Origin of the sequence: Streptomyces sp. NPDC059477 (assembly GCF_042749375.1) — a bacterium.
Lineage (GTDB): Bacteria > Actinomycetota > Actinomycetes > Streptomycetales > Streptomycetaceae > Streptomyces.
Genome location: NZ_JBHYUG010000038.1, coordinates 52476 through 73836, shown reverse-complemented (window position 1 = coordinate 73836; position 21361 = coordinate 52476). Strand labels below are relative to the sequence as shown.

Genomic DNA, 21361 nt, shown 5'->3' with positions numbered 1-21361 from the left:
CGGCGGGTTGATGGTGGGGGGAGTTCAGCGGGTTGATGGTGAGGGGAGTTCGGCGGGTTGATGGTGGGGGGAGTTCGGCGGGTTGATGGTGGGGGGAGTTCGGCGGGTTGATGGTGGGGGGAGTTCGGCGGGTTGATGGTGGGGGGAGTTCGGCGGGTTGATGGTGGGGGCCCTACCGGTCGTCACCCGGGCCCGCCACAATCACCCGTATGACGATCACCACGGGTGTCAGGCCCCCCGGGCCCCCCGGGCCTCCCAAGCGCACCACTCCCGTCACCCTCCTCCTGGGCTTTCTGACGGGTGGCGTGATCGGGGGGTCGCTGAGCGCCTTCGTCGTCGGCATCAACATCGAGAAGGTGCCGCTGACCGTCGCGGGTCTGGCCGTGCCCGCCGGTTACGCGCTGCTCTACTACCTCTCCGGTGCGCCACGGCGGGCCCGTGAGGCGCGGGTCGTGCCCCGCACGGCACTCGCGATGATCGAGAGTCTGGAGGCCGTCCGGGGCGAGACGAGCGACGTACCGGTGCGGTTCGATGCCACGGTGGCGCCGGAGGACGGGCCCGCGTTCCGCGTCGAGTTCAAGCAGGACATCAATCTGGTCGAACTGTCCGACTACCGCGCGAGCGGGATGCTGGTGGTCCAGTACCCACCGGACAAGCCGTGGCAGGTACGGATCGTGAAGCGGCCGACGCCGGAGTGGGAGGAGCGGCTGGCCGGGGCGCGGATCGACTCGGCGCCGGGCCCGGCCATGACGGTGGACGACCGGGACGGCTGCGCCCTCGGCATCCTCGCGGTGCTGGGTCTGCTGCTGGGGGTGGCGGCGGTGGTCTTCCCGTACCGGGTCGACCTGTTCGACGGAACGGACACGGCAGCCGGCCCGTCCGTCTCTTCTTCCACTTCTTCCTCTTCTTCTTCCTCCACGACGGTGGTGTCGTCGGCGACGAGTACGGTCACGCTGGGCGCGGGCCAGTCGTTCCTGGACGAGGGTGAGCTGAGCCGGGCGATCGAGTCCCTCACCCAGGCCGACGACCAGGACAAGGGCCCGGCCCTGACCGTCGTCGTACAGGAACGGGTGCTGTCGGTGGTGTACGTCCCGTCCGACTCCCAGGCGCCGGGCTTCGACCTGGCCTCCCTGCCGTACGAGCGTTTCCCGGCCCTGGTGGAGGAAGCCATCAGCACCCTCGGCGTCCAGTCCCCCGACTCCTGGCAGATCACCGCCGAGAACCTCACAGCCGACAGCGTCACCATCAGGGTGGGGGTGACCGGCCCCGAGGGCACGGCGTCGCTGGAGGCGGACGAGCGGGGTGACGTGGTGGCACGCACTCCGGCAGGGGACTGAGGGGAGCAAGGGGAACAGGCCATGGATTGGAATGAGTATCTGGCGCTGTGGTGCGCGGTGTTCGGCACGGTGGCGCTGGTCGGCTACGGCCGGTCGCTGGCCGGGGTGACCCGGGCCCAGCGGATGGTGAGGGTCAAGGGCAGGATCGAGCGGGTGACGGAACCCCGGCACGGCGGCTCGAAGCGCGGCGGCATCCCGGTGGTGGTCACCTTCCGGGATCCAGCCACCGGGCAGGAGCACACGGTCACGAACGACGGTGAGCACGGCGACTGGATCGACAGGGCGTGGACGGGCCGCGAGATCGGCATCCGCTACCTCCCCGGGCAGCTCCACAACTTCCGCTTCACCACAAACCTGGAGTCAAGCCGGGGGCTGGGCTGGCCGAGCTGCGCGGTCTTCCTCATCTATGCCGGACTGGTCACCTACGCGGCGATCGACTGGGGCTGGCCGTGGGCACTGATCGGCTCCGGCGCGCCGCTGGCGGTCAGCGCCGCGTTCTTCCTGCCGGTGAACGCCCATGAGGCGAGCCGCCGGATCGCCCGGCTGACGTCGATGACCCCCGTCCCGGGGCGGATCGTCGCCGTGCTCAAGGACGTCAGCGACGACGGCGATGGCGGCCTGACGACCAGCCACACCCCGGTCCTCGCGTTCACGACCCACGCGGGCGAGGCGGTCCTCGCCTACTGCACGAGGGACCTGCCGGACCCGGTCAAGTCCCATGGCCGGGAGGTCACGGTTCATTACACGCCGGAGAACCCGTCCGTCTTCACCCTGGACCTGCCGGACCAACGCCATTCCCGGGGCCACGACATCGTCATCACCGCACTGGTGCTGCTGGTTGGGCTGGCGGCGGTGGGGGTGGGGGCGGCACTGGCGGAGCTGCCGTAGGGCAGGGAAACGCCGGGTGCTGGCGGTTCGGGGCGCAGGTGACGAGGGCGAGGCAGAGGTAGGCGGGGCGTTCGAGATAGAAGCCGAGGGACACGTCGTCGCCGGCGGCGAGCCGGTGATGGGCGGAGGCGACCAGGGCGCCGGGGTCGCAGGGGGAGGCGAACCGGGGTGTGTACGCGGCGAGCCGCTCTCCCAGCCAGGCGGCGGCCGACCGGGGGTCGTGCCAGGTGCCGCGCACGAGTGAACGGGCTTTGACGAGCCAGTACGCCGTCTCCAGCGGGGGCAGGTCCGAGGCGGGGAACTCGGCGGCGACCTCGCGATACCTCTGGACCAGCTCGGGCCGCGCTCCGGCGGGGGGCGGCTCGGGGGGCGGGGGCCGCCGTAGGGCTTCCTGGTCGAAACGGGGTTTGGGGCCGGTCCAGAGGTAGGCGTGGTGGTGCATGGTCGTTCGCTCTCCACCGTCCGGTCAAGGTCTGAGGACGTACGGCCGTACGACGTCGTCGGAGGTCTCCCAACGGGGTCCGCGTGTGTGACGGGGCTTGTGCCAGCACTCCTCGTCCGGCAGCAGCGGCAGACGATGGCCGGCCGCGCGATTGCGTCTGGCCCAGCGACGCCAACGGGCCTGGTGAGGGCTTGGCAGCCGCCACACGTACGGGTCCGGGGTGCGGGCCTCTTGCACGAGGTCCTGGACGCTTGGCGCGGGGCGCCTGGGACGCAGGCGCGCGAGCGCGTCATAAATCCGCCGGAGCATGGGCCGCCTCCAGCCTCTCGGTGACCGTGAATCGCGCCCACACACACTTGATGTACGGCTCGGTCCGATGGCCCCAGGCGTCGGCCAGCCCGGCTACGAGGGTCAGTCCGCGGCCGTGTTCTTCGTCCGGGTCGGAGTTGTGGGGCCGGGGGAGCCGGTCCCGGTCGGGGTCGGCGACCTCCAGCAGCAGTTCGGCGCCCTGGAGGGTGAGCGTGATCCGTACCTGGGCGTGACCGACGCGGCAGTGGGCCACGGCGTTGGTGATGAGTTCGTTGGCGGCGAGCGTGATGGCGTCGGCGACTTCGCCGGTGATTCCCCAGTTCGCGAGCGTCTTGCGGATGCGGTGACGGGCCGCCGGGACGTGCTGCCTGCGCTTGGGGATGCGGAAGATCTCGGGTTCGGGCATGGGGGTGCCGTACCTCCTGACGTGTCGTCAAGATGCGCTCCGTTGCGGCGCCTTCATGAAGCTACGGCTGTATTTGGGTGTCGAGCAACATGGCTGAGTGAATACATACACTCAATCACTCGATCGAGTGGTGGACTCTCGTAGCTCCCGCCTTGTGTGCCATCGTTTCCGGAGAAGAGGGGAGGGCCCATGCCCACTGGTGGACGACCGACGGTGCGCAGCAGGCGCTTGGGGGCGGCACTCAGGCAGTACCGGCACGCGGCCAAGATCGATCAACCGCAGGCCGCCGAGATCATCGCGGCAAGTCAGGCCAGGATCAGCCGCCTTGAAAGCGGTCACTTCACCGCGCGGGTGATTGAGGTGCGGCTGCTGCTGGATGCGTACGGCGTTGCCGACCCGGAAGTGCGGGCCAAGTTGGAGGACTTGGCCAAGCACTCCAGGAACAGGGGTTGGTGGCTCGAACATGCGGCGCACCTGCGCTCGGACTATCTCGATCACATCGCGCTGGAGGACGACGCGACCTACATCCGGGAATGGCAGCCGGTCATGGTCCCGGGGCTGCTCCAAACTCCGGCCTATGCGGAAGCGGTTATTGTCGGTGGCCCCCACTATCTCGATCCGGAACGGGTCGGCCAACTGGTGAAGGTACGCGTGGGGCGGCAGGCGAAGATCGAAGAGGGCGGGGCGTCGTACACGGCCATCCTTTGGGAAGCGGTCCTTGCCCACCCACTTGTGAACGTTGAGATTCATCGGGAGCAGTTGTCCGCGATCCTTGAGATCGGCGAGCGCAAGAATGTCACCGTGCAGGTGCTGCCGTTCAGCGCGGGCGTCTTGGCCGGTTACTCCTGCGCCTTCTACTCCTTCAGCTTTGACGAGGAGCCGAGGGTTGAAGCGGTCGCCATGGACAACCTGCGAGGCACGTCGGTCCTTGAAGGCGCTGAGGACCTTGCCGCTTACGCCAATGCATTCGACCTACTACGATCGTCAGCGTTGGCGCCGGATGAGAGTTCGAAGGTCATCCGGAGCATACTGCGGAGTTTGAAGGAAGACGCATAGTGACCGAGGTTGTAAGCCCCTTCTGGAAGTCGTCGTACTCGGGGCAGGAGAACGCTTGCATCGAGGTCGCTGACACGGCTCCCGGTGGCCGGGCCGTCCGTGACAGCAAGCAGCCCGCCGGCCCCCTTGTCGCGGTCTCGCGCGAGGGCTGGCACGCGTTCGTCCGGCAGTTCGCGTAAGTATGGAGGGGGACGCGTCGTGACCGAGGTTGTGAGTCCTTTCTGGAAGTCGTCGCACTCGGGGCAAGAGAACAACTGCGTCGAGGTCGCCGACACGGCTCCCGGTGGCCGGGCAGTCCGCGACAGCAAGCGGCCCACCGGTCCCCTCCTCATCGCCTCGCGCGGGAGTTGGCACGCGTTCGTCCGGCAGTTCGCGTAGGCATGGAGGGAGACGTGTCGTGACCGTGGTTGCTGGCCCCTTTTGGAAGTCGTCGCACTCGGGGCAGCATGGTGACTGTGTAGAGGTCGCCGACACGGCTCCTGGCGGCCGGGCTGTCCGTGACAGCAAGCAGTCCGCTGGCCCTCTTGTCGCGGTCTCGCGCGAGGGCTGGCACGCGTTCATACGGCAGTTCTCGTAGGTATGGAGGAGGGAACATGGTGACCGTGGTTGCTGGCCCCTTTTGGAAGTCTTCGTACTCAGGGCAGCAGGGCAACTGCGTAGAAGTGGCTGCCACATCAGTCGATGGCCGAGCCGTTCGCGACAGCAAGCAGCCCGCCGGCCCTCTCCTCGCCGCCTCGCGCGGGAGTTGGCACGCGTTCGTCCGGCAGTTCGCGTAGGCATGGAGGGAGACGTGTTGTGACCGACGTTGTAAGCCCCTTCTGGAAGTCGTCGTACTCCCAGCCGGAGACCAACTGCGTAGAGGTGGCAGACGCCGCCGACGACGGCCGAGCCGTCCGCGACAGCAAGCAGCCCGCCAGCCCCCTCCTCACCGCCTCCCGCGAGAGCTGGCACGCCTTCATCCGGCAGTTCGGCTAGGGGCAGTCACGCTCAGGGGCGCCCCGCGGATCCCGTAGGGCGCCTCTTGGCATAGTCCATAGGCATATTCACTCGTCCGGCTGACGTACCGCCCGTATCGTCCCGCAGGGCGTGTTCGTGCGACTACGTTCCGCCGTATGGTCAGTTCAGCTCACGATGCGATGCATCGGATCTTCAGGCGGGAGCCGGGCTTGTTCTCCCGGCTGCTGCCGCGGGCCGGTATCACCTTCCCCGAGTACTACTCGATCGACCCGTTGGACACCGATCTCACCGAGATCAAGCCGATCGAGCGCCGGGTGGACAGCCTGTTCCAGGTGCGAGCCGCCGACGACGAGGGCGGCTTCCTGCTCGCCGTCGAGTCTCAAAGCAAGCCGGACCCGGACAAACGCAACAGCTGGACGTACTACTTGGCCTACCTGTATGCCAAGTACCGACTGCCGCCGATCCTCCTGGTGCTCTGCCGGGACAAGACGACAGCCGCGTGGGCGATGGAACCCATCCGTATCGGGCGCCGCTTCCACACCAGCATGCATGTGTTCCCCCTGGTCCTCGGGCCGGGGAACCTGTCCGTGATCACCGACCCGGACCAGGCCGCGCAGGACCTTCCGGTCGCCGTGTTCTCGGCGTTTGCCCACGCCAAGGACCCGGGGCTGCCTGCCATACTGGAAGCGCTGTCGGATGGGATGAAGGCCAGATCCGAGGCTGATACCGAGACCGACGACGGCATTGGCGTTGGCGACTGGGCGGAGTACGTCGAGATTGGTCTGGGCGACAGCCCGGCCCGATACCTTTGGAGGCAGTTGGTGAAGGCGTGGAGTCCCCAATTCCCCGGTAGTGGCACAGTCATGGAAGAGACATGGCTCGCTGTCCGCGAGAAGGGCGAGGCCGAGGGCCTTGCCAAGGGCCTTGCCAAGGGCCGTGCCGAGGCTATCCTCCGAGTGCTCTACGTACGCGATGTCGAGGTCTCCGACGACATTCGTCAGCGGATCACCGAGTGCACCGACGTCGACGTACTGGGTGTCTGGTTCGACCGGTCCGTGAGCGTGACGAACGCCGAGGAACTCTTCGCAGAGGCTGAGGCCGACGCGCAGAGCTAGAGCAAGAGCCAGGCACCGACAAAAGGGCGCCCCGCGGATTCGTACCGCCGGGCGCCCTTCGTCGTCGTACCGGAAACCGCCGTACCTGACGCGGCAGCGTCAGAGCTGCTCGATCACATAGTCCACGCACTTCGTCAGCGCCTCGACGTCCGACGGCTCGATCGCCGGGAACATCGCCACGCGCAACTGGTTGCGGCCCAGCTTGCGGTACGGCTCCGTGTCCACGATGCCGTTGGCGCGCAGCACCTTCGCGACGGCCGCCGCGTCCACCTCGTCGGTGAAGTCGATCGTGCCGATGACCTGCGAGCGCTTGGCGGGGTCGGCGACGAACGGGCTGGCGAACTTCACGTCCTCCGCCCAGCCGTACAGCGTCCGCGCGGAGGTGGCCGTGCGGCGGACCGCCCAGTCCAGGCCGCCCTGGCCGTTGAGCCAGTTCAGCTGCTCACCCAGGAGGAACAGGGTGGCGAGCGCCGGGGTGTTGTACGTCTGGTTCTTGCGCGAGTTGTCGATCGCCGTCGGCAGCGAGAAAAACTCCGGGATGTGACGCCCGGACGCGTGGATCCGCTCCGCGCGCTCGATCGCGGCCGGCGAGAAGACGGCGATCCACAGGCCACCGTCCGCGGCGAAGGACTTCTGCGGGGCGAAGTAGTACACGTCGGTCTCGGTGATGTCGACCGGCAGGCCCCCGGCGCCGGAGGTGGCGTCGACCAGTACCAGCGCGCCCTCGTCCGCGCCCGCGACCCGCTTGATCGGCATGGCGACACCGGTCGAGGTCTCGTTGTGGGTGAACGCGTACGCGTCGACGCCCGCCGCCGCGACCGGCTCCGGGTGCGTACCGGGGTCCGACGCGATGACGTCCGGGTCGGCCAGCCACGGCGCCAGCTTCGCCGCCTTCGCGAACTTCGAGCTGAACTCACCGAAGTTCAGGTGCTGCGACTTGTTCTCGATCAGGCCGTGCGTCGCGACGTCCCAGAACGCCGTGGAGCCGCCGTTGCCGAGGATCACCTCGTAGCCGTCGGGCAGCTGGAACAGCTCGCGGATGCCGTCACGCACCCGGCCGACCAGGTTCTTGACCGGGGCCTGGCGGTGGGAGGTGCCCAGCAGAGAGGTACCGGTGGCGGCGAGGGCGTCCAGCGCCTCGACTCGCACCTTGGAGGGGCCAGCGCCGAATCGACCATCGGCGGGCTTGATGTCAGCGGGAATCTGGATGTCGGCCACGATCCGGAGCGTATCGGGTGGGCGAAACCGGGCGGAACGGTGTCCGTCGGATGAGACGAGATCTCCAGGGCCTGGACTCCGCGTCCCGGACTTCCTTCGGCCCGCCCCTCGCAGGGTTGGTACTACTAATAGTGGGTGGCTGTGGACAACTCGATGTGACTCTGCGTGAGCGCGTGCATCCTGGACCCATGACGGATCTCACCGACCGCACCGATCACCCCGACCGCACCGATCAGACGGATCTCGAAGCGGAACTGCGCCGCGCGGTGCGCGGTGACGTCGGCTTCGACGTCACCTCCCGCGCGCTGGTCACCATGGACGCCTCCAACTACCGGCGGGTCCCGCTGGGGGTGGTCGCGCCCAGAGACGCCGATGACGTGGCGGCCGTGCTGGCGGTGTGCCGCGCCCGCGGGGTGCCCGTCGTGCCGCGCGGGGGCGGGACCTCCATCGCCGGGCAGGCGACCGGCACCGGCGTCGTCCTGGACTTCACGCGGCACATGAACCGGCTGATCTCCCTGGACGCCGAGGCGCGTACCGCCGTCGTACAGCCGGGGCTCGTCCTGGACCGGCTCCAGGAGGCCGCCGCCCCGCACGGACTGCGCTTCGGGCCCGACCCGGCCACCCACAGCCGCTGCACCCTCGGCGGCATGATCGGGAACAACTCGTGCGGGTCCCACTCCGTCGCCTGGGGCACCACCGCCGACAGCGTCCGCGAACTGTCCGTGCTCACCGCGCGGGGCGAGCCGCTGCGGCTGGGGCAGGAGTGGGCCGGTGCGCCGGACGGGCTCCGGGAGCTGATCGACGACCAGTTGGCGCGGCTGCGCACCGGATTTCCCGACCTCCCCCGCCGTATCTCCGGCTACGCGCTGGACGCGCTGCTGCCCGAGCACCACGCCGATGTCGCCCGTTCCTTCTGCGGCTCGGAAGGCACCCTCGGCGTGCTCACCGAAGCGGTCGTACGGCTCGTGGAGGCACCCCGCGCGCGAGCGCTGGCGGTGCTGGGGTACGCCGACGAGGCCGCCGCCGCCGAAGCCGCCGCGGGCCTGCTGCCGTACGGGCCGCTGACCGTGGAGGGCATGGCCATCGACCTGGTGCCCGACCCGGCGGGGCTGCCGCGCGGCGCGGCCTGGCTGTTCGTGGAGACGGGCGGCGAGACACCGGCCGAGGCGCGGGCGCACGCCGACGCCGTCATCCGCGCGGCCGACGTGCTCGACGCACGCGTGGTCACCGACCCCGCCGGTCAACGCGCGCTGTGGCGGATCCGCGAGGACGCCGCCGGTACGGCGACCCGGATGCCCGACGGCAGCGAGGCCTGGCCCGGCTGGGAGGACTGCGCCGTACCACCGGCCCGCCTCGGCCCCTACCTGCGCGACTTCCGGGCCCTGCTGACCACCCACGGCCTGCGCGGCACCCCGTACGGGCACTTCGGCGACGGCTGCATCCATGTCCGGATCGACTTCGACCTGCTCACCGACGCGGGCGTGGCCCGTTTCCGGCGCTTCTCCGAGGAACTGGCCCACCTTGTCGTCGCCCATGGCGGCTCGCTCTCCGGGGAGCACGGCGACGGGCTCGCCCGTTCCGAACTCCTCCCCACGATGTACGGGCCGGACATGGTCGCCCTCTTCGAGCGGGCCAAGGCCGTCTGGGACCCCGACGACCTCCTCAACCCCGGAATGCTGGTCCGCCCCGCACCCCTCGACGCCGACCTGCGCTTCGCCGTGCTGCCCCGCGAGCCCGTCGACGTGGCCTTCGGCTACCCCGCCGACGGCGGTGACTTCTCGGCCGCCGTCCGCCGCTGCGTCGGCGTCGCCACATGCCGTACGACCATCGCGTCCGGGCCCGCCGTCATGTGCCCGTCCTTCCGCGCGACCGGCGACGAAACCCACTCCACCCGGGGACGCGCCCGGCTGCTGCACGAGATGCTCGCCGGGGAGCTGGTGACCGACGGCTGGCGGTCCACGGAGGTACGGGACGCGCTGGATCTGTGCCTGTCCTGCAAGGGCTGCCGCTCGGACTGCCCGGTCGGCGTCGACATGGCCACCTACAAGGCGGAGTTCCTGCATCACCACTACGCCGGACGCCGCCGCCCCGCCGCGCACTACAGCCTCGGACGGCTGCCGCTGTGGCTGCGCTGGGTGTCCCGGACCCGGACGGCATGGCTGGTCAACGCCCTGGCCGCGGTGTCGCCCCTCGCCCGGCTCGGCAAGCGGCTCGCCGGTGTCGACCGTGAGCGGGGGATTCCCCGGCTGGCCGGGCAGACCTTCAGCCGGTGGTGGGAGCGACGCCGGGGCACCACGACCGCCCCGCCGGACGGCGAGCTGGTCATCCTCTGGCCGGACACCTTCACCGAGCACCTCGCCCCGTCCGTCGGACGGTCCGCCGTCCGGGTCCTGGAGGCCGCCGGGCTGCGCGTCGCGCTCCCCCCGACCGTCCACTTCACCCGCCCCCCGATCGGCGACGGCATCACGGTCGCCCTCGACCCCAGGTCCCTGCTGCGCGGCCGGGGCCGGGTCTGCTGCGGCCTCACCTATGTCTCCACGGGCCAGCTCGACCGCGCCCGCGCGGTGCTCCGCCGCACCCTCGACCTCATGGAACCCGTCCTGGAGACCACCGCCCCCGTGGTCGTCCTGGAGCCCAGTTGCGCCGCCGCACTGCGCACCGATCTCCCCGAGCTACTGCCCGACGACCCCAGAGCCGCCCGTCTCGCCGCCCGCGTCCTGACCTTCGCCCAGACTCTGGAGCGCCACGCCCCCCACTGGACACCGCCCCGGCTCGACCGCCCAGCCGTCGGACAGACCCACTGCCACCAGCACGCGATCCTCGGCGACACCGCCGAACGGCGGCTGCGCGCGGCGGCCGGCCTGACCGGCGAACTCTCCGGCGGCTGCTGCGGCCTCGCCGGAAACTTCGGCTTCGAACGCGGCCACGCCGAGGTCTCCCGCGCCTGCGCGGAGGAACAGCTCCTCCCATCGCTGGCATCGGCCCCCACCGACGCGGTGATCCTGGCGGACGGCTACTCCTGCCGGACCCAGCTGGAACAACTGGCGGGCGCGCGGGGGAGACATCTGGCGGAGGTCCTGGCCGAGTCATTGCCGGAGGCACTGCCGCAGCCGCAGCCGCTGCCGCCGGGTTCGTGACCGGACCTCCGGCCGAGGATGCGCTACGAACCCTTCTTGGAGGGCTGCGGGATCTTCTTGTCGGGTTGCGGGATCTTCTTGCCGGGCTGCGGGATCTTCTTGCCGGGCTGCTGCGGGGTCTTCTTGGCGGGCGCGGAAGCACGCTTGCAAGCGGTCTCCGCGTGGGTGACGCTCACTCCCACGTTCACCAGGGGGCCGACGCACTTGGGCGCAGATCCCTGTGCCCCGGAGTCGCACGCCTTGGTGACGATCGGGCCGACCAGGTAGCCCTGGGATTTCAAGGAGGCCCGGCAGTCACCGGCCGTGGCGTGCGCCGGTCCGGCCGTGAGCAGCGGCAGGGAGAGGGACGCGGCCAGTGCCAGTCCCAGCAATGCTGAAGTGCGTTTCAAGCCGATCTTCCGTTCTCGGAAACCTTCGGATGGGTGACCTTCGGATGTGTGCTGATGCCCGAGAAGCGCACGGCCCTAGGCCGAGACGCCGCCGAGCGGTGCGACCGTGGCGTTCTGGTCGAGGGGCCTGACAGTGACGTTCTGGTCGAGGGGTGTGATGGTGACGTGATGGTCGAGCGGGGTGACGGTGACGTGCTGGTCGGCGAGCGCCGGTGCCGCGGCTCCGGTGACCAACGCCGTGGCCAAGGCGGTGACGGTCAGGGCCCCGCGGATGCGGAAGGACATCGGACTTCTCTCCTTCTGGCGAGCGGGAGTTGGGTACGAGATCCAGCCTGCCGGGTCAGCGGCCGGACGGCCTTGACCGCCGGTGGCCGATTCCTTCACCTTCCGTCCTCAGCGCCGCTCGCCACTCGCCGCCCTCCGGAAGTACGGTCCCGCCCCCCCAGGGCAGGTGGAACGGGGTGACGGACGCGACAGGAAGGTCAGTGGCGTGAGCGGTTCACACCCCTGACGGAGTCCACTACTCTGGACTGATAGGTACATGGTAATGAACGACAATCACCCGCACCGAGCCCCCTGGAACGCCCTGTGACCACCCCCGACGCAGCCACCTCGCCGTCGCCCGCGCCTACCCGGGCCCCCGCCACCACCCCGTCCGGTGGCTCCCCGCGCCGACGCGGTTCTCTCGGGCCCGTCGGGCTGGTGCTGGCGGGTGGGGTGTCGGTGCAGTTCGGCGGGGCGCTGGCGGTGACCTTGATGCCCCGGGCCGGCGCCCTCGGCATCGTCACCCTGCGGCTGGCGGTGGCAGCGCTCGTGCTGCTGATCATCTGCCGGCCCAAGCTGCGCGGGCACTCCCGCACCGACTGGGGCACGGTCGTGGTCTTCGGTATCACCATGGCCGCGATGAACGGCCTCTTCTACCAGGCCGTGGACCGCATCCCGCTGGGCGCCGCCGTCACCCTCGAAGTGCTCGGCCCGCTGGCCCTGTCCGTCATCGCCTCCCGCCGTGCGATCAACTTCGTCTGGGCGGGCCTCGCCCTGGCCGGTGTCTTCCTGCTCGGCGGCGGCGGTTTCGACACCCTCGACCCGGTCGGCGCGGCCTTCGCCCTGTCGGCGGGCGCGATGTGGGCGGCGTACATCGTCTTCAGCGCGAGAACCGGCCGCCGCTTCCCGCAGGCGGACGGACTCGCGCTCGCCATGGCGGTGGCGGCGGTGCTCTTCCTGCCCCTGGGCATCGCCGAGTCCGGTACGAAGCTGCTGGACCCGGAGATCCTCGCCCTGGGCGCGGCGGTCGCCGTCCTCTCCTCGGTCCTCCCCTACACCCTCGAACTCCTCGCCCTGCGCCGCCTGCCCGCCCCCACCTTCGCCATCCTGATGAGCCTCGAACCGGCCATCGCCGCCACCGCCGGTTTCCTCATCCTCGACCAGGCCCTGAACGCCATGGAGGCCGCCGCCATCGCCCTGGTCATCGCGGCGAGCATGGGCGCGGTGAGAACGCAGACCCGCCGGATGAGCCCGACCGGCCCCAAGGGGCGGCGGGGGAAGCCGCGGGTGTCCCCGGAGACTCCGGTGTCCCCGGAGCCCCGGGAACGGTAGCCGCAACAGGAACGGCATCAGGAACGGCAACAGGAACGGGAGCAAGAGCGGCAGCAAGAGCTGCAGCAAGAGTGTGGCGGTGGGAGTGGCGGTGAGAGGGCCGCTACGGCGCGGCTGCGGCGCGGCTCCAGCGGCCAGGTGACCGTCCCCGCCAGTCAATGCAAGCACGCTTGCTTGTTTCTCCGCCCGCTGCCATGCTCTGCACGCATCGCCCCGCACACCGTCGTGTTCCGAGGGGAGCGCAGCCGTGTTTGATTCGACGCCCGTCTTCGATGATCTGCGCGAGGAAAGCGCGGAGGTCGATGCGATCGTGGCCGCTCTGGGGCCGCAGGAGTGGGCGTCTCCCACGCCCGCGCCGGGGTGGAGTGTGGCGCATCAGGTCGCCCATCTCGCGTGGACGGACCGGTCGGCCCTGCTCGCGGTGACCGATGAGGCCGGCTTCCAAGCATGCGTGGAGAAGGCGCTGGCCTCGCCGGAGACCTTTGTGGACGACGGTGCGAGGGAGGATGCCGGGCTGCCGCCCGCCGAGTTGCTGACGCGCTGGCGTGCGGGGCGGGGCGCGCTCGACGCGGCTCTGCGGGGCGCGCGGCCGGGTGCGAGGTTTCCCTGGTACGGGCCGCCCATGGCCGCCGCTTCCCTCGCGACCGCCCGGATCATGGAGACCTGGGCGCACGGGCTGGACATCGCCGATGCGGTGGGTGTGGTGCGGCCACCCTCCAAGCGGCTGCGGCATGTGGCGCGGATCGGGGTCCGGGCGCGTGACCATGCCTTCGGGGTGCGTGGACTGACACCGCCCGCCGAGGAGTTCCGGGTGGAACTGGCCGGTCCGGGTGGGGAGTTGTGGGAGTACGGGCCCGAGGGGGCCGGGCAGCGGGTCACCGGACCGGCGCTCGACTTCTGTCTGCTCGTGACCCGGCGTGCCCATCGCGACGACCTCGCCCTCCATGCCGACGGCCCCGACGCGGACCGCTGGCTGGACATCGCCCAGGCGTTCGCGGGCCCGCCCGGCGCCGGACGCCCACCGAAAGGGGACGCAAGGTGAACGCCTCACCGCATATCTCACCGCACACCTCACCGAACACCGCACCCAACGCCTTACCGAACACCTCACCCACCCCGGCGGAGCCGTTCCGTATCGGCAACGCCTCCGGCTTCTACGGCGACCGTTTCGACGCCCTGCGCGAGATGCTCACCGGCGGCGAGCTGGACGTGCTGACGGGTGACTATCTCGCCGAGCTGACCATGCTGATCCTCGGCCGGGACCGGCTGAAGGACCCGGGAGCGGGATACGCGCGTACGTTCCTGCGGCAACTGGAGGACACCCTCGGGCTCGCCCAGGAGCGGGGCGTGCGGATCGTGACCAACGCGGGCGGGCTGAATCCGGCGGGGCTCGCGGACGCCGTGCGCAAGCTGGCGGACCGGCTCGGCATCCCCGCGCGCGTGGCGCATGTCGAGGGCGACGACCTCACCGCCGCCCACCCGGGCACCCTCGCCGCGCACGCCTATCTCGGGGGTTTCGGGATCGCGGCCTGTCTGCGCGCGGGCGCCGATGTCGTGGTCACCGGGCGGGTGACGGACGCGGCGCTGGTCACCGGACCGGCCGCCGCGCACTTCGGGTGGCGGGCGGACGAGTACGACCGGCTGGCGGGAGCCGTCGTCGCCGGGCATGTGCTGGAGTGCGGGACACAGGCCACCGGCGGCAACTACGCGTTCTTCAACGACGGGGACGTCCGCCGCCCCGGCTTTCCACTCGCCGAGATCCACGCCGACGGCACCAGCGTCATCACCAAACACCCCGGCACCGGTGGGTTCGTCGACGTCGGGACCGTCACCGCGCAACTGCTGTACGAGACGGGCGGCGCCCGGTACGCGGGGCCGGACGTCACCGCGCGGCTGGACACCGTACGGCTCGCCCAGGACGGGCCCGACCGGGTACGGATCGAGGGCGTCCGGGGTGAGGCACCGCCCCCCACCCTCAAGGTCGGGCTCAACCGGCTCGGCGGCTTCCGCAACGAGGTCGCCTTCGTGCTCACCGGCCTGGACATCAAGGCCAAGGCGGCGCTGGTGCGCGGGCAGTTGGAGGAGGCGCTGGCCAAGTCCCGCCCCGCCGAGGTCCGCTGGGAGCTGGCCCGCACGGACCGCCCCGACGCCGGTACGCAGGAGACGGCGAGCGCGTTGCTGCGGCTGGTCGTGCGGGACGCGGACGAGAGCAAGGTCGGCCGGGCGCTGAGCGGGGCCGCCGTGGAGCTGGCGCTGGGCAGTTACCCCGGGTTCCATGTGCTCGCGCCCCCCGGGAAGGGCTCGCCCTACGGGGTCTTCGAGGAGGCGTACGTCCCGCAGGGCGAGGTCGACCATGTGGCCGTCCTCCCCGACGGACGCCGGGTGCAGATCGCTCCGGCCGCCGAGACCCTCGTCATCGACGGGCCCGAAGGATCGGGAGTCGGCGAAGTGCGCGAAGTGCGCGAAGCGTGTGACGCCGACCCCGGCCTCCCGCCACCCCCGCCCACCCCCGGCCCCACCCGCCGCGCCCCCCTCGGGCTAGTCGCCGGGGCCCGGAGCGGGGACAAAGGGGGCAACGCCAACGTCGGGGTGTGGGCGCGGTCGGAGGACGCGTGGCGGTGGCTGGCGTACGAGCTGACCGTCGAGCGGTTCCGGGAACTGCTGCCCGAGACCCGGGACCTGCCGGTCACCCGGCATCCGCTGCCCCATCTCCGCGCGCTGAACTTCGTGGTCGAGGGCATCCTCGGCGAAGGCGTCGCCGCGCGGGCCCGCTTCGATCCGCAGGCCAAGGCGCTCGGCGAATGGCTGCGCTCCCGCCACCTGGACATCCCGGAGGCGCTCCTGTGATCGCCCCGCCGCCACAACCCCCACCATCCCCCACCGTCGCCCAGACCCATCCCCACCCCATCCCCACCCCGGCTCGCGCCCCCCACCTCGCGCCGCCCCGGAGGCCCCGGTGACCATCCTCGAATCCACCCTCGACCCCACCTCCCCCGACCACCGCTCCCACCGCGACGCCATGCTCACGAAACTCGCCGAGCTGGACGTCGAGCACGCGAAGGCGCTGGCGGGCGGCGGCGAGAAATACGTGCAGCGGCACCGCAAGCGCGGCAAGCTGCTCGCCCGGGAGCGCATCGAGCTGCTGCTGGACCCGGACACGCCCTTCCTGGAGCTGTCCCCGCTGGCGGCCTGGGGCAGTGACCACACCGTGGGCGCCTCGCTGGTCACCGGGATCGGCGTGGTGGAGGGCGTGGAGTGCCTGATCACCGCCAACGACCCGACCGTGCGCGGCGGCGCGAGCAACCCGTGGAGCCTGAAGAAGGCGCTGCGGGCCAATGACATCGCGCTCGCCAACCGGCTGCCCTGCATCAGCCTGGTGGAGTCCGGCGGCGCCGACCTGCCCTCCCAGAAGGAGATCTTCATCCCCGGAGGAGCCGTCTTCCGGGACCTCACCCGGCTGTCCGCCGCGGGCATCCCCACCATCGCCGTCGTCTTCGGGAACTCGACGGCCGGAGGCGCCTACATCCCCGGCATGTCGGACCACGTGATCATGGTCAAGGAGCGCGCGAAGGTGTTCCTGGGCGGGCCGCCGCTCGTGAAGATGGCGACCGGCGAGGAGAGCGACGACGAGTCGCTGGGCGGCGCCGAGATGCACGCCCGCACCTCCGGCCTCGCCGACCACTTCGCCGTCGATGAGCCGGACGCCCTGCGCCAGGCCCGCCGGGTCGTCGCCCGCCTCAACCACCGCAAGGCGTACGAGGATCCGGGGCCGGCCGAGCCGCCGAAGTACGACCCGGAGGAACTGCTCGGCATCGTCCCCGGCGATCTCAAGATCCCCTTCGATCCGCGCGAGGTGATCGCCCGGATCGTGGACGCCTCCGACTTCGACGAGTTCAAGCCGCTGTACGGGACGAGCCTGACGACCGGCTGGGCCACCCTGCACGGCTACCCCGTGGGCATCCTGGCCAACGCCCAGGGCGTGCTCTTCAGCGCCGAGTCGCAGAAGGCGGCCCAGTTCATCCAGCTCGCCAACCAGCGGGACATCCCGCTGCTGTTCCTGCACAACACCACCGGCTACATGGTCGGCCGGGAGTACGAGCAGGGCGGCATCATCAAACACGGCGCCATGATGATCAACGCCGTCAGCAACAGCCGCGTTCCCCATCTGTCCGTCCTCATGGGGGCGTCGTACGGCGCCGGGCACTACGGCATGTGCGGCAGGGCCTACGACCCGCGCTTCCTGTTCGCCTGGCCCAGCGCCAAATCGGCCGTCATGGGCCCGCAGCAGCTCGCCGGGGTGCTGTCGATCGTCGCCCGCCAGTCGGCCGCCGCCAAGGGGCAGCCGTACGACGAGGACGCCGACGCCGCCCTGCGCGCGATGGTCGAGGGGCAGATCGAGTCCGAGTCGCTGCCGATGTTCCTGTCCGGGCGGCTCTACGACGACGGGGTCATCGACCCCCGCGACACCCGGACCGTCCTCGGCCTGTGCCTGTCCGCCGTCCACACCGCGCCCTACGAGGGCGTGCGCGGCGGCTTCGGCGTCTTCCGGATGTGAGGGACCACCCATGATCACTTCTCTCCTTGTGGCCAACCGGGGCGAGATCGCCGTCCGGATCTTCCGCACCTGCCGTGACCTCGGTATCCGCACGGTCGCGGTGTACTCCGACGCGGACGCGGACGCGCTGCACGCGCGCGTGGCCGACGACGCCGTACGGCTGCCGGGGCTCACGCCCGCCGACACCTATCTGCGCGGCGAGCTGATCGTGAAGGCGGCTCTCGCGGCGGGCGCCGACGCCGTGCACCCCGGCTACGGCTTCCTGTCCGAGAACGCCGGCTTCGCGCGCGAGGTACGGGACGCCGGGCTGGTGTGGATCGGGCCACCGCCCGACGCCATCGAGGCCATGGCGTCCAAGACCCGCGCCAAGGAGCTGATGGGGCTCGCCCCGCCGGGCGAGGTCACCGAGGCCGATCTCCCGGTGCTGGTGAAGGCCGCCGCCGGGGGAGGCGGGCGCGGCATGCGGATCGTGCGGCGCCTGGAGGAGCTGCCCGGCGCGCTGGAGGGCGCCCGCGCGGAGGCCGCGAGCGCGTTCGGCGACGGTGAGGTGTTCGTCGAGCCGTACGTCGAGCGTGGCCGCCATGTCGAGGTGCAGATCCTCGCCGACACCCACGGCACGGTGTGGCCGCTCGGCACCCGTGACTGCTCCCTCCAGCGCCGCCACCAGAAGGTCATCGAGGAGGCCCCCGCGCCCGGCCTGGCACCCGCCCTCACCGACGAGCTGTACGCGCTGGCCGAGCGCGCCGCGCGCCGCGTGGCGTACGTCGGCGCGGGGACCGTCGAGTTCCTCGTCGCCGACGGCGCGGCGCACTTCCTGGAGATGAACACCCGCCTCCAGGTCGAACACCCCGTCACGGAGGCCGTGTTCGGCATCGACCTGGTGGCCGAGCAGATCCGTATCGCCGAGGGCCACGCCCTGCCCGAGCAGCCGCCCCGCGCGCAGGGCCATGCCGTCGAGGCCCGGTTGTACGCCGAGGACCCGGCCCACGACTGGACCCCGCAGACCGGCACCCTGCACCGCCTCACCGCACCGGGAAGCGTCCGCCTGGACACCGGCTACACCGACGGCGACACCATCGGCGTCCACTACGACCCCCTGCTCGCCAAGGTGATCGCCCAGGCCCCCACCCGCGCGGAGGCCCTCCGCAAGCTGGCGGGCGCCCTGGACCGTACGGAGATCCACGGCCCCCTCACCAACCGCGAACTCCTCGTCCGCTCCCTGCGCCACGAGGAGTTCACGGCGGCCCGCATGGACACCGGCTTCTACGACCGCCACCTCACCGCCCTCACCACCCCGGCCCCCGACCCCTACGCCCCGCTCGCCGCCGCCCTCGCCGACGCCCACGGCCGCTCCCGCTTCGGCGGCTGGCGCAACCTCCCCTCCCAGCCCCAGACCAAGCGCTACCGCCTGTCCGGGGAGGAACACGAGGCCACCTACCGCCACACCCGCGCGGGCACCCTGGAGGCCGACGGAGTACGCGTCCTGCACGCCGACGCGCGGCACGTCGTACTGGAAGCGGCGGGCGTACGCAGGACGTTCGAGATCGCCCGCTACGCCGACCGGATCTACGTCAACCACACCCCCCTGACCCCCGTCCCCCGCTTCCCCGACCCCACCACCCAGCACGCCCCCGGCTCCCTCCTGGCCCCCATGCCGGGCACGGTGATCCGCATCGCCGAGGGCCTGCGAGAGGGCTCCCCGGTGCAGGCGGGAGACCCCCTCCTATGGCTGGAGGCAATGAAGATGGAACACCGCATCACAGCCCCCGTAACGGGCACCCTCAATGCCCTCCACGTGACCACGGGACAACAGGTGCAGGTCGACACCCTGCTGGCGGTAGTCCAGCCCACCTCTTAGGGGCGCGGGGAACTGCGCGACCAGCCACCCACAACCCGCACCCCGAAGGAGCGAGATGCCCCCCATCGAATCCGAAGAACACCAGACCCTACGATCCGCAGTCGCCACCCTCGGCAAGACCCACGGCCCCACCTACGACCGAGCCACCCTCTGGGCAGAAGCGGGCAAACTGGGCTACCTAGGTGTAAACCTCCCCGAGGAGCACGGCGGCGGCGGAGCCGGTATCACCGAACTCTCGATCGTCCTCGAAGAGCTGGGCGCGGCCGGAGCCCCCCTCCTCATGCTGGTCGTCTCCCCGGCGATCTGCGGCACCGTCATATCCCGCTTCGGCACCGAGACGCAGAAACGCCACTGGCTCCCGGCCCTGGCCGACGGCACGAAGACGATGGCGTTCGCCATCACCGAACCCGACGCGGGCTCCAACTCCCACCGCATCACCACCACCGCCCGCCGCGACGGCGACACCTGGCTGCTGACCGGCCGGAAGGTCTTCATCTCCGGCGTGGACATCGCCGACGCCGTCCTGATCGTCGGCCGCGCGGAGGACGCCCGCACGGGACGGCTCAAGCCCTGCCTGTTCATCGTCCCGCGCGACGCGCAGGGCTTCACCTGGCACCCCATCGACATGGAACTCCAGGCGGCGGAGAAGCAGTTCGAGCTGGTCCTGGACGACGTACGGCTGCCCGCCGACGCGCTCGTCGGCGACGAGGACGCCGGGCTGCTCCAGCTGTTCGCCGGACTGAACCCCGAGCGGATCATGACGGCGGCGTTCGCGATCGGCATGGGCCGCTACGCGCTGTCCCGGGCCATCGAGTACGCCCGCGAGCGGACCGTCTGGAACGCCCCCATCGGCGCCCACCAGGCCATCGCCCACCCCCTCGCGCAGGCCCACATAGAGCTGGAACTGGCCCGTCTGATGATGCAGAAGGCGGCGGCGCTGTACGACGCGGGCGACGACGCGGGCGCGGGCGAGGCGGCCAACATGGCGAAGTACGCGGCCGGGGAGGCGTGTGTGAAGGCCGTCGACCAGGCCGTGCACACCCTCGGCGGCAACGGCCTGACCCGCGAGTTCGGGCTCGCCAAACTGATCACGGCCGCCCGCGTGGCCCGGATCGCGCCGGTCAGCCGGGAGATGATCCTCAACTACGTCTCCCACCAGAGCCTGGGCCTGCCCAAGTCGTACTGAACCGGTACGGGATACCTGAACCGGTACCCGGTACGGGATGGAGGAGAACCCGATGGTGTCGTTCCGCAGTCAATACGCCGACGTCCCGCCCATGAACCTGCCCATCCACGACGCCGTGCTCGGCGGTGCCGCCGCGTTCGGGGACACCCCCGCCCTGATCGACGGCACCGACGGCACCACCCTCGGCTACGAGCAGCTGGACCGCTTCCACCGCCGGGTCGCCGCCGGTCTGGCCCAGGCCGGGGTGCGCAAGGGCGATGTGCTCGCCCTGCACAGCCCGAACACCATCGCCTTCCCGACCGCGTTCTACGCCGCCACGCGCGCGGGCGCCTCCGTGACCACCGTGCATCCGCTCGCCACGCCCGAGGAGTTCGCCAAGCAGCTCGCGGACTGCGCGGCCCGCTGGATCGTCACGGTGTCCCCGCTGCTGGACGTGGCCCGCAGGGCGGCCGGTCTCGCCGGGGGCGTCCAGGAGCTCTTCGTCTGCGACAGCGCGCCCGGCCACCGCTCGCTGACCGACATGCTGGCCTCCACCGCGCCCGAGCCGTCCGTCGCCCTCGACCCGGCGGAGGACGTGGCCGTCCTGCCGTACTCCTCGGGCACCACCGGCACCCCGAAGGGCGTGATGCTCACCCACCGGCAGATCGCCACCAACCTCGCCCAGCTCACCACCCAGGTGATCCCCTCCGCCCCCGGCGACCGCATCCTGGCCGTGCTGCCCTTCTTCCACGTCAGTGGGTCTAAAGGACACCGAGCCGTACGGCGTAGACGTACCTCCCAACGAGCAAGCTAGGGCGGGGGGGGGGGGGCCGCCCCGGGGGGGGGGGGGGGGGAGGGGGGGGGGGGGGGGCAACAACAAACCGCACAGAGGCCAGCACAGACTCAGACATCACCAGACAGCCCCACGCCCAG

General features: G+C 70.9%; 21 protein-coding genes and 1 pseudogene. 17 read left to right on the top strand and 5 right to left on the bottom strand.

The genetic code is table 11. The features are described from left to right. Positions 1-209 precede the first annotated feature (209 nt). Together ACFXAZ_RS20580 and ACFXAZ_RS20575 are read left to right on the top strand one after the other, a co-directional pair. Positions 210-1337 (top strand): hypothetical protein, encoded by a 1128-nt coding sequence (locus tag ACFXAZ_RS20580; protein WP_384592964.1) that lies wholly within the window; start codon positions 210-212, stop codon positions 1335-1337. Positions 1338-1358: 21 nt separating this feature from the next. After that, complete coding sequence (locus ACFXAZ_RS20575) at positions 1359-2225, top strand: DUF3592 domain-containing protein (RefSeq protein ID WP_384592961.1); 867 nt, start codon at positions 1359-1361, stop codon at positions 2223-2225. Here ACFXAZ_RS20575 and ACFXAZ_RS20570 read toward each other — a convergent pair. Together ACFXAZ_RS20570 and ACFXAZ_RS20565 are read right to left on the bottom strand one after the other, a co-directional pair. Next, complete coding sequence (locus ACFXAZ_RS20570; RefSeq protein ID WP_384592959.1) at positions 2155-2667, bottom strand: hypothetical protein; 513 nt, start codon at positions 2665-2667, stop codon at positions 2155-2157. The genes ACFXAZ_RS20575 and ACFXAZ_RS20570 overlap by 71 nt on opposite strands. A gap of 289 nt (positions 2668-2956) precedes the next feature. After that, positions 2957-3382 (bottom strand): ATP-binding protein, encoded by a 426-nt coding sequence (locus tag ACFXAZ_RS20565; RefSeq protein ID WP_384592956.1) that lies wholly within the window; start codon positions 3380-3382, stop codon positions 2957-2959. 189 nt (positions 3383-3571) lie between these two features. Between ACFXAZ_RS20565 and ACFXAZ_RS20560 the strand changes: the two genes are divergently transcribed. The 7 genes from ACFXAZ_RS20560 (at position 3572) to ACFXAZ_RS20530 (ending at position 6510) form a co-directional block, all read left to right on the top strand. After that, complete coding sequence (locus ACFXAZ_RS20560) at positions 3572-4438, top strand: helix-turn-helix domain-containing protein (RefSeq protein ID WP_384592953.1); 867 nt, start codon at positions 3572-3574, stop codon at positions 4436-4438. After that, the gene (locus tag ACFXAZ_RS20555) at positions 4438-4617 is read left to right on the top strand and encodes a DUF397 domain-containing protein (RefSeq protein ID WP_384592950.1); all 180 of its coding nucleotides are present in this window, start codon (positions 4438-4440) and stop codon (positions 4615-4617) included. Before ACFXAZ_RS20560 ends, ACFXAZ_RS20555 begins: the two co-directional genes overlap by 1 nt. A gap of 19 nt (positions 4618-4636) precedes the next feature. Then, a complete protein-coding gene (locus ACFXAZ_RS20550) occupies positions 4637-4816 on the top strand; it encodes a DUF397 domain-containing protein (protein WP_384592947.1) in 180 nt (59 codons plus the stop codon). 19 nt (positions 4817-4835) lie between these two features. Continuing rightward, positions 4836-5015, top strand: a complete 180-nt coding sequence (locus ACFXAZ_RS20545) for a DUF397 domain-containing protein (protein WP_384592944.1) — start codon at positions 4836-4838, stop codon at positions 5013-5015. A 16-nt stretch (positions 5016-5031) separates the two neighbouring features. Continuing rightward, the gene (locus ACFXAZ_RS20540; protein WP_384592941.1) at positions 5032-5214 is read left to right on the top strand and encodes a DUF397 domain-containing protein; all 183 of its coding nucleotides are present in this window, start codon (positions 5032-5034) and stop codon (positions 5212-5214) included. A 19-nt stretch (positions 5215-5233) separates the two neighbouring features. Next, complete coding sequence (locus ACFXAZ_RS20535) at positions 5234-5413, top strand: DUF397 domain-containing protein (RefSeq protein ID WP_384592938.1); 180 nt, start codon at positions 5234-5236, stop codon at positions 5411-5413. A 137-nt stretch (positions 5414-5550) separates the two neighbouring features. After that, a complete protein-coding gene (locus ACFXAZ_RS20530; protein ID WP_384592935.1) occupies positions 5551-6510 on the top strand; it encodes a hypothetical protein in 960 nt (319 codons plus the stop codon). 99 nt (positions 6511-6609) lie between these two features. Here ACFXAZ_RS20530 and serC read toward each other — a convergent pair whose 3' ends face one another. Then, positions 6610-7728, bottom strand: coding sequence for a phosphoserine transaminase (gene serC, locus ACFXAZ_RS20525; RefSeq protein WP_384592932.1), 1119 nt, complete (start codon positions 7726-7728; stop codon positions 6610-6612). Between the two features lie 188 nt (positions 7729-7916). Here serC and ACFXAZ_RS20520 point away from each other — a divergent pair, with 188 nt between their 5' ends. After that, on the top strand, positions 7917-10865 hold the full coding sequence (locus tag ACFXAZ_RS20520; RefSeq protein WP_384592929.1) for an FAD-binding and (Fe-S)-binding domain-containing protein: 2949 nt from the start codon (positions 7917-7919) through the stop codon (positions 10863-10865). A gap of 23 nt (positions 10866-10888) precedes the next feature. Here the strand turns inward: ACFXAZ_RS20520 and ACFXAZ_RS20515 are convergent, their stop codons facing one another. Together ACFXAZ_RS20515 and ACFXAZ_RS20510 are read right to left on the bottom strand one after the other, a co-directional pair. Then, the gene (locus tag ACFXAZ_RS20515; protein WP_384592926.1) at positions 10889-11254 is read right to left on the bottom strand and encodes a hypothetical protein; all 366 of its coding nucleotides are present in this window, start codon (positions 11252-11254) and stop codon (positions 10889-10891) included. Positions 11255-11329: 75 nt separating this feature from the next. After that, complete coding sequence (locus tag ACFXAZ_RS20510) at positions 11330-11539, bottom strand: hypothetical protein (RefSeq protein ID WP_384592923.1); 210 nt, start codon at positions 11537-11539, stop codon at positions 11330-11332. 303 nt (positions 11540-11842) lie between these two features. Here ACFXAZ_RS20510 and ACFXAZ_RS20505 point away from each other — a divergent pair, with 303 nt between their 5' ends. The 7 genes and pseudogenes from ACFXAZ_RS20505 to ACFXAZ_RS20475 form a co-directional block, all read left to right on the top strand. Continuing rightward, entirely contained in the window at positions 11843-12850 is a 1008-nt protein-coding gene (locus tag ACFXAZ_RS20505; RefSeq protein WP_384592920.1) for a DMT family transporter, read from the top strand. A gap of 247 nt (positions 12851-13097) precedes the next feature. Continuing rightward, positions 13098-13892: a TIGR03084 family metal-binding protein gene (locus ACFXAZ_RS20500; RefSeq protein ID WP_384592917.1), complete on the top strand. Its 795-nt coding sequence runs from the start codon at positions 13098-13100 to the stop codon at positions 13890-13892. Positions 13893-13984: 92 nt separating this feature from the next. Beyond that, positions 13985-15697, top strand: a complete 1713-nt coding sequence (locus ACFXAZ_RS20495; RefSeq protein ID WP_384592970.1) for an acyclic terpene utilization AtuA family protein — start codon at positions 13985-13987, stop codon at positions 15695-15697. Positions 15698-15806: 109 nt separating this feature from the next. Beyond that, positions 15807-17405 (top strand): acyl-CoA carboxylase subunit beta, encoded by a 1599-nt coding sequence (locus ACFXAZ_RS20490; RefSeq protein ID WP_384592914.1) that lies wholly within the window; start codon positions 15807-15809, stop codon positions 17403-17405. 10 nt (positions 17406-17415) lie between these two features. Further along, a complete protein-coding gene (locus tag ACFXAZ_RS20485; RefSeq protein ID WP_384592911.1) occupies positions 17416-19263 on the top strand; it encodes an acetyl/propionyl/methylcrotonyl-CoA carboxylase subunit alpha in 1848 nt (615 codons plus the stop codon). Between the two features lie 55 nt (positions 19264-19318). After that, positions 19319-20449 (top strand): acyl-CoA dehydrogenase family protein, encoded by a 1131-nt coding sequence (locus tag ACFXAZ_RS20480; protein ID WP_384592908.1) that lies wholly within the window; start codon positions 19319-19321, stop codon positions 20447-20449. Positions 20450-20501: 52 nt separating this feature from the next. Then, positions 20502-21188, top strand: a pseudogene (locus tag ACFXAZ_RS20475) (AMP-binding protein); the annotation flags it as partial. Positions 21189-21361: the final 173 nt, after the last annotated feature.

Bases quoted from the DNA above. Each gene is read 5' to 3' on its own strand.
- ACFXAZ_RS20580 (WP_384592964.1), top strand. From the start codon at position 210: ATGACGATCACCACGGGTGTCAGGCCCCCCGGGCCCCCCGGGCCTCCC.
- ACFXAZ_RS20575 (WP_384592961.1), top strand. From the start codon at position 1,359: ATGGATTGGAATGAGTATCTGGCGCTGTGGTGCGCGGTGTTCGGCACG.
- ACFXAZ_RS20570 (WP_384592959.1), bottom strand. From the start codon at position 2,667: ATGCACCACCACGCCTACCTCTGGACCGGCCCCAAACCCCGTTTCGAC.
- ACFXAZ_RS20565 (WP_384592956.1), bottom strand. From the start codon at position 3,382: ATGCCCGAACCCGAGATCTTCCGCATCCCCAAGCGCAGGCAGCACGTC.
- ACFXAZ_RS20560 (WP_384592953.1), top strand. From the start codon at position 3,572: ATGCCCACTGGTGGACGACCGACGGTGCGCAGCAGGCGCTTGGGGGCG.
- ACFXAZ_RS20540 (WP_384592941.1), top strand. From the start codon at position 5,032: ATGGTGACCGTGGTTGCTGGCCCCTTTTGGAAGTCTTCGTACTCAGGG.
- ACFXAZ_RS20530 (WP_384592935.1), top strand. From the start codon at position 5,551: ATGGTCAGTTCAGCTCACGATGCGATGCATCGGATCTTCAGGCGGGAG.
- ACFXAZ_RS20520 (WP_384592929.1), top strand. From the start codon at position 7,917: ATGACGGATCTCACCGACCGCACCGATCACCCCGACCGCACCGATCAG.
- ACFXAZ_RS20510 (WP_384592923.1), bottom strand. From the start codon at position 11,539: ATGTCCTTCCGCATCCGCGGGGCCCTGACCGTCACCGCCTTGGCCACG.
- ACFXAZ_RS20485 (WP_384592911.1), top strand. From the start codon at position 17,416: ATGATCACTTCTCTCCTTGTGGCCAACCGGGGCGAGATCGCCGTCCGG.
- ACFXAZ_RS20480 (WP_384592908.1), top strand. From the start codon at position 19,319: ATGCCCCCCATCGAATCCGAAGAACACCAGACCCTACGATCCGCAGTC.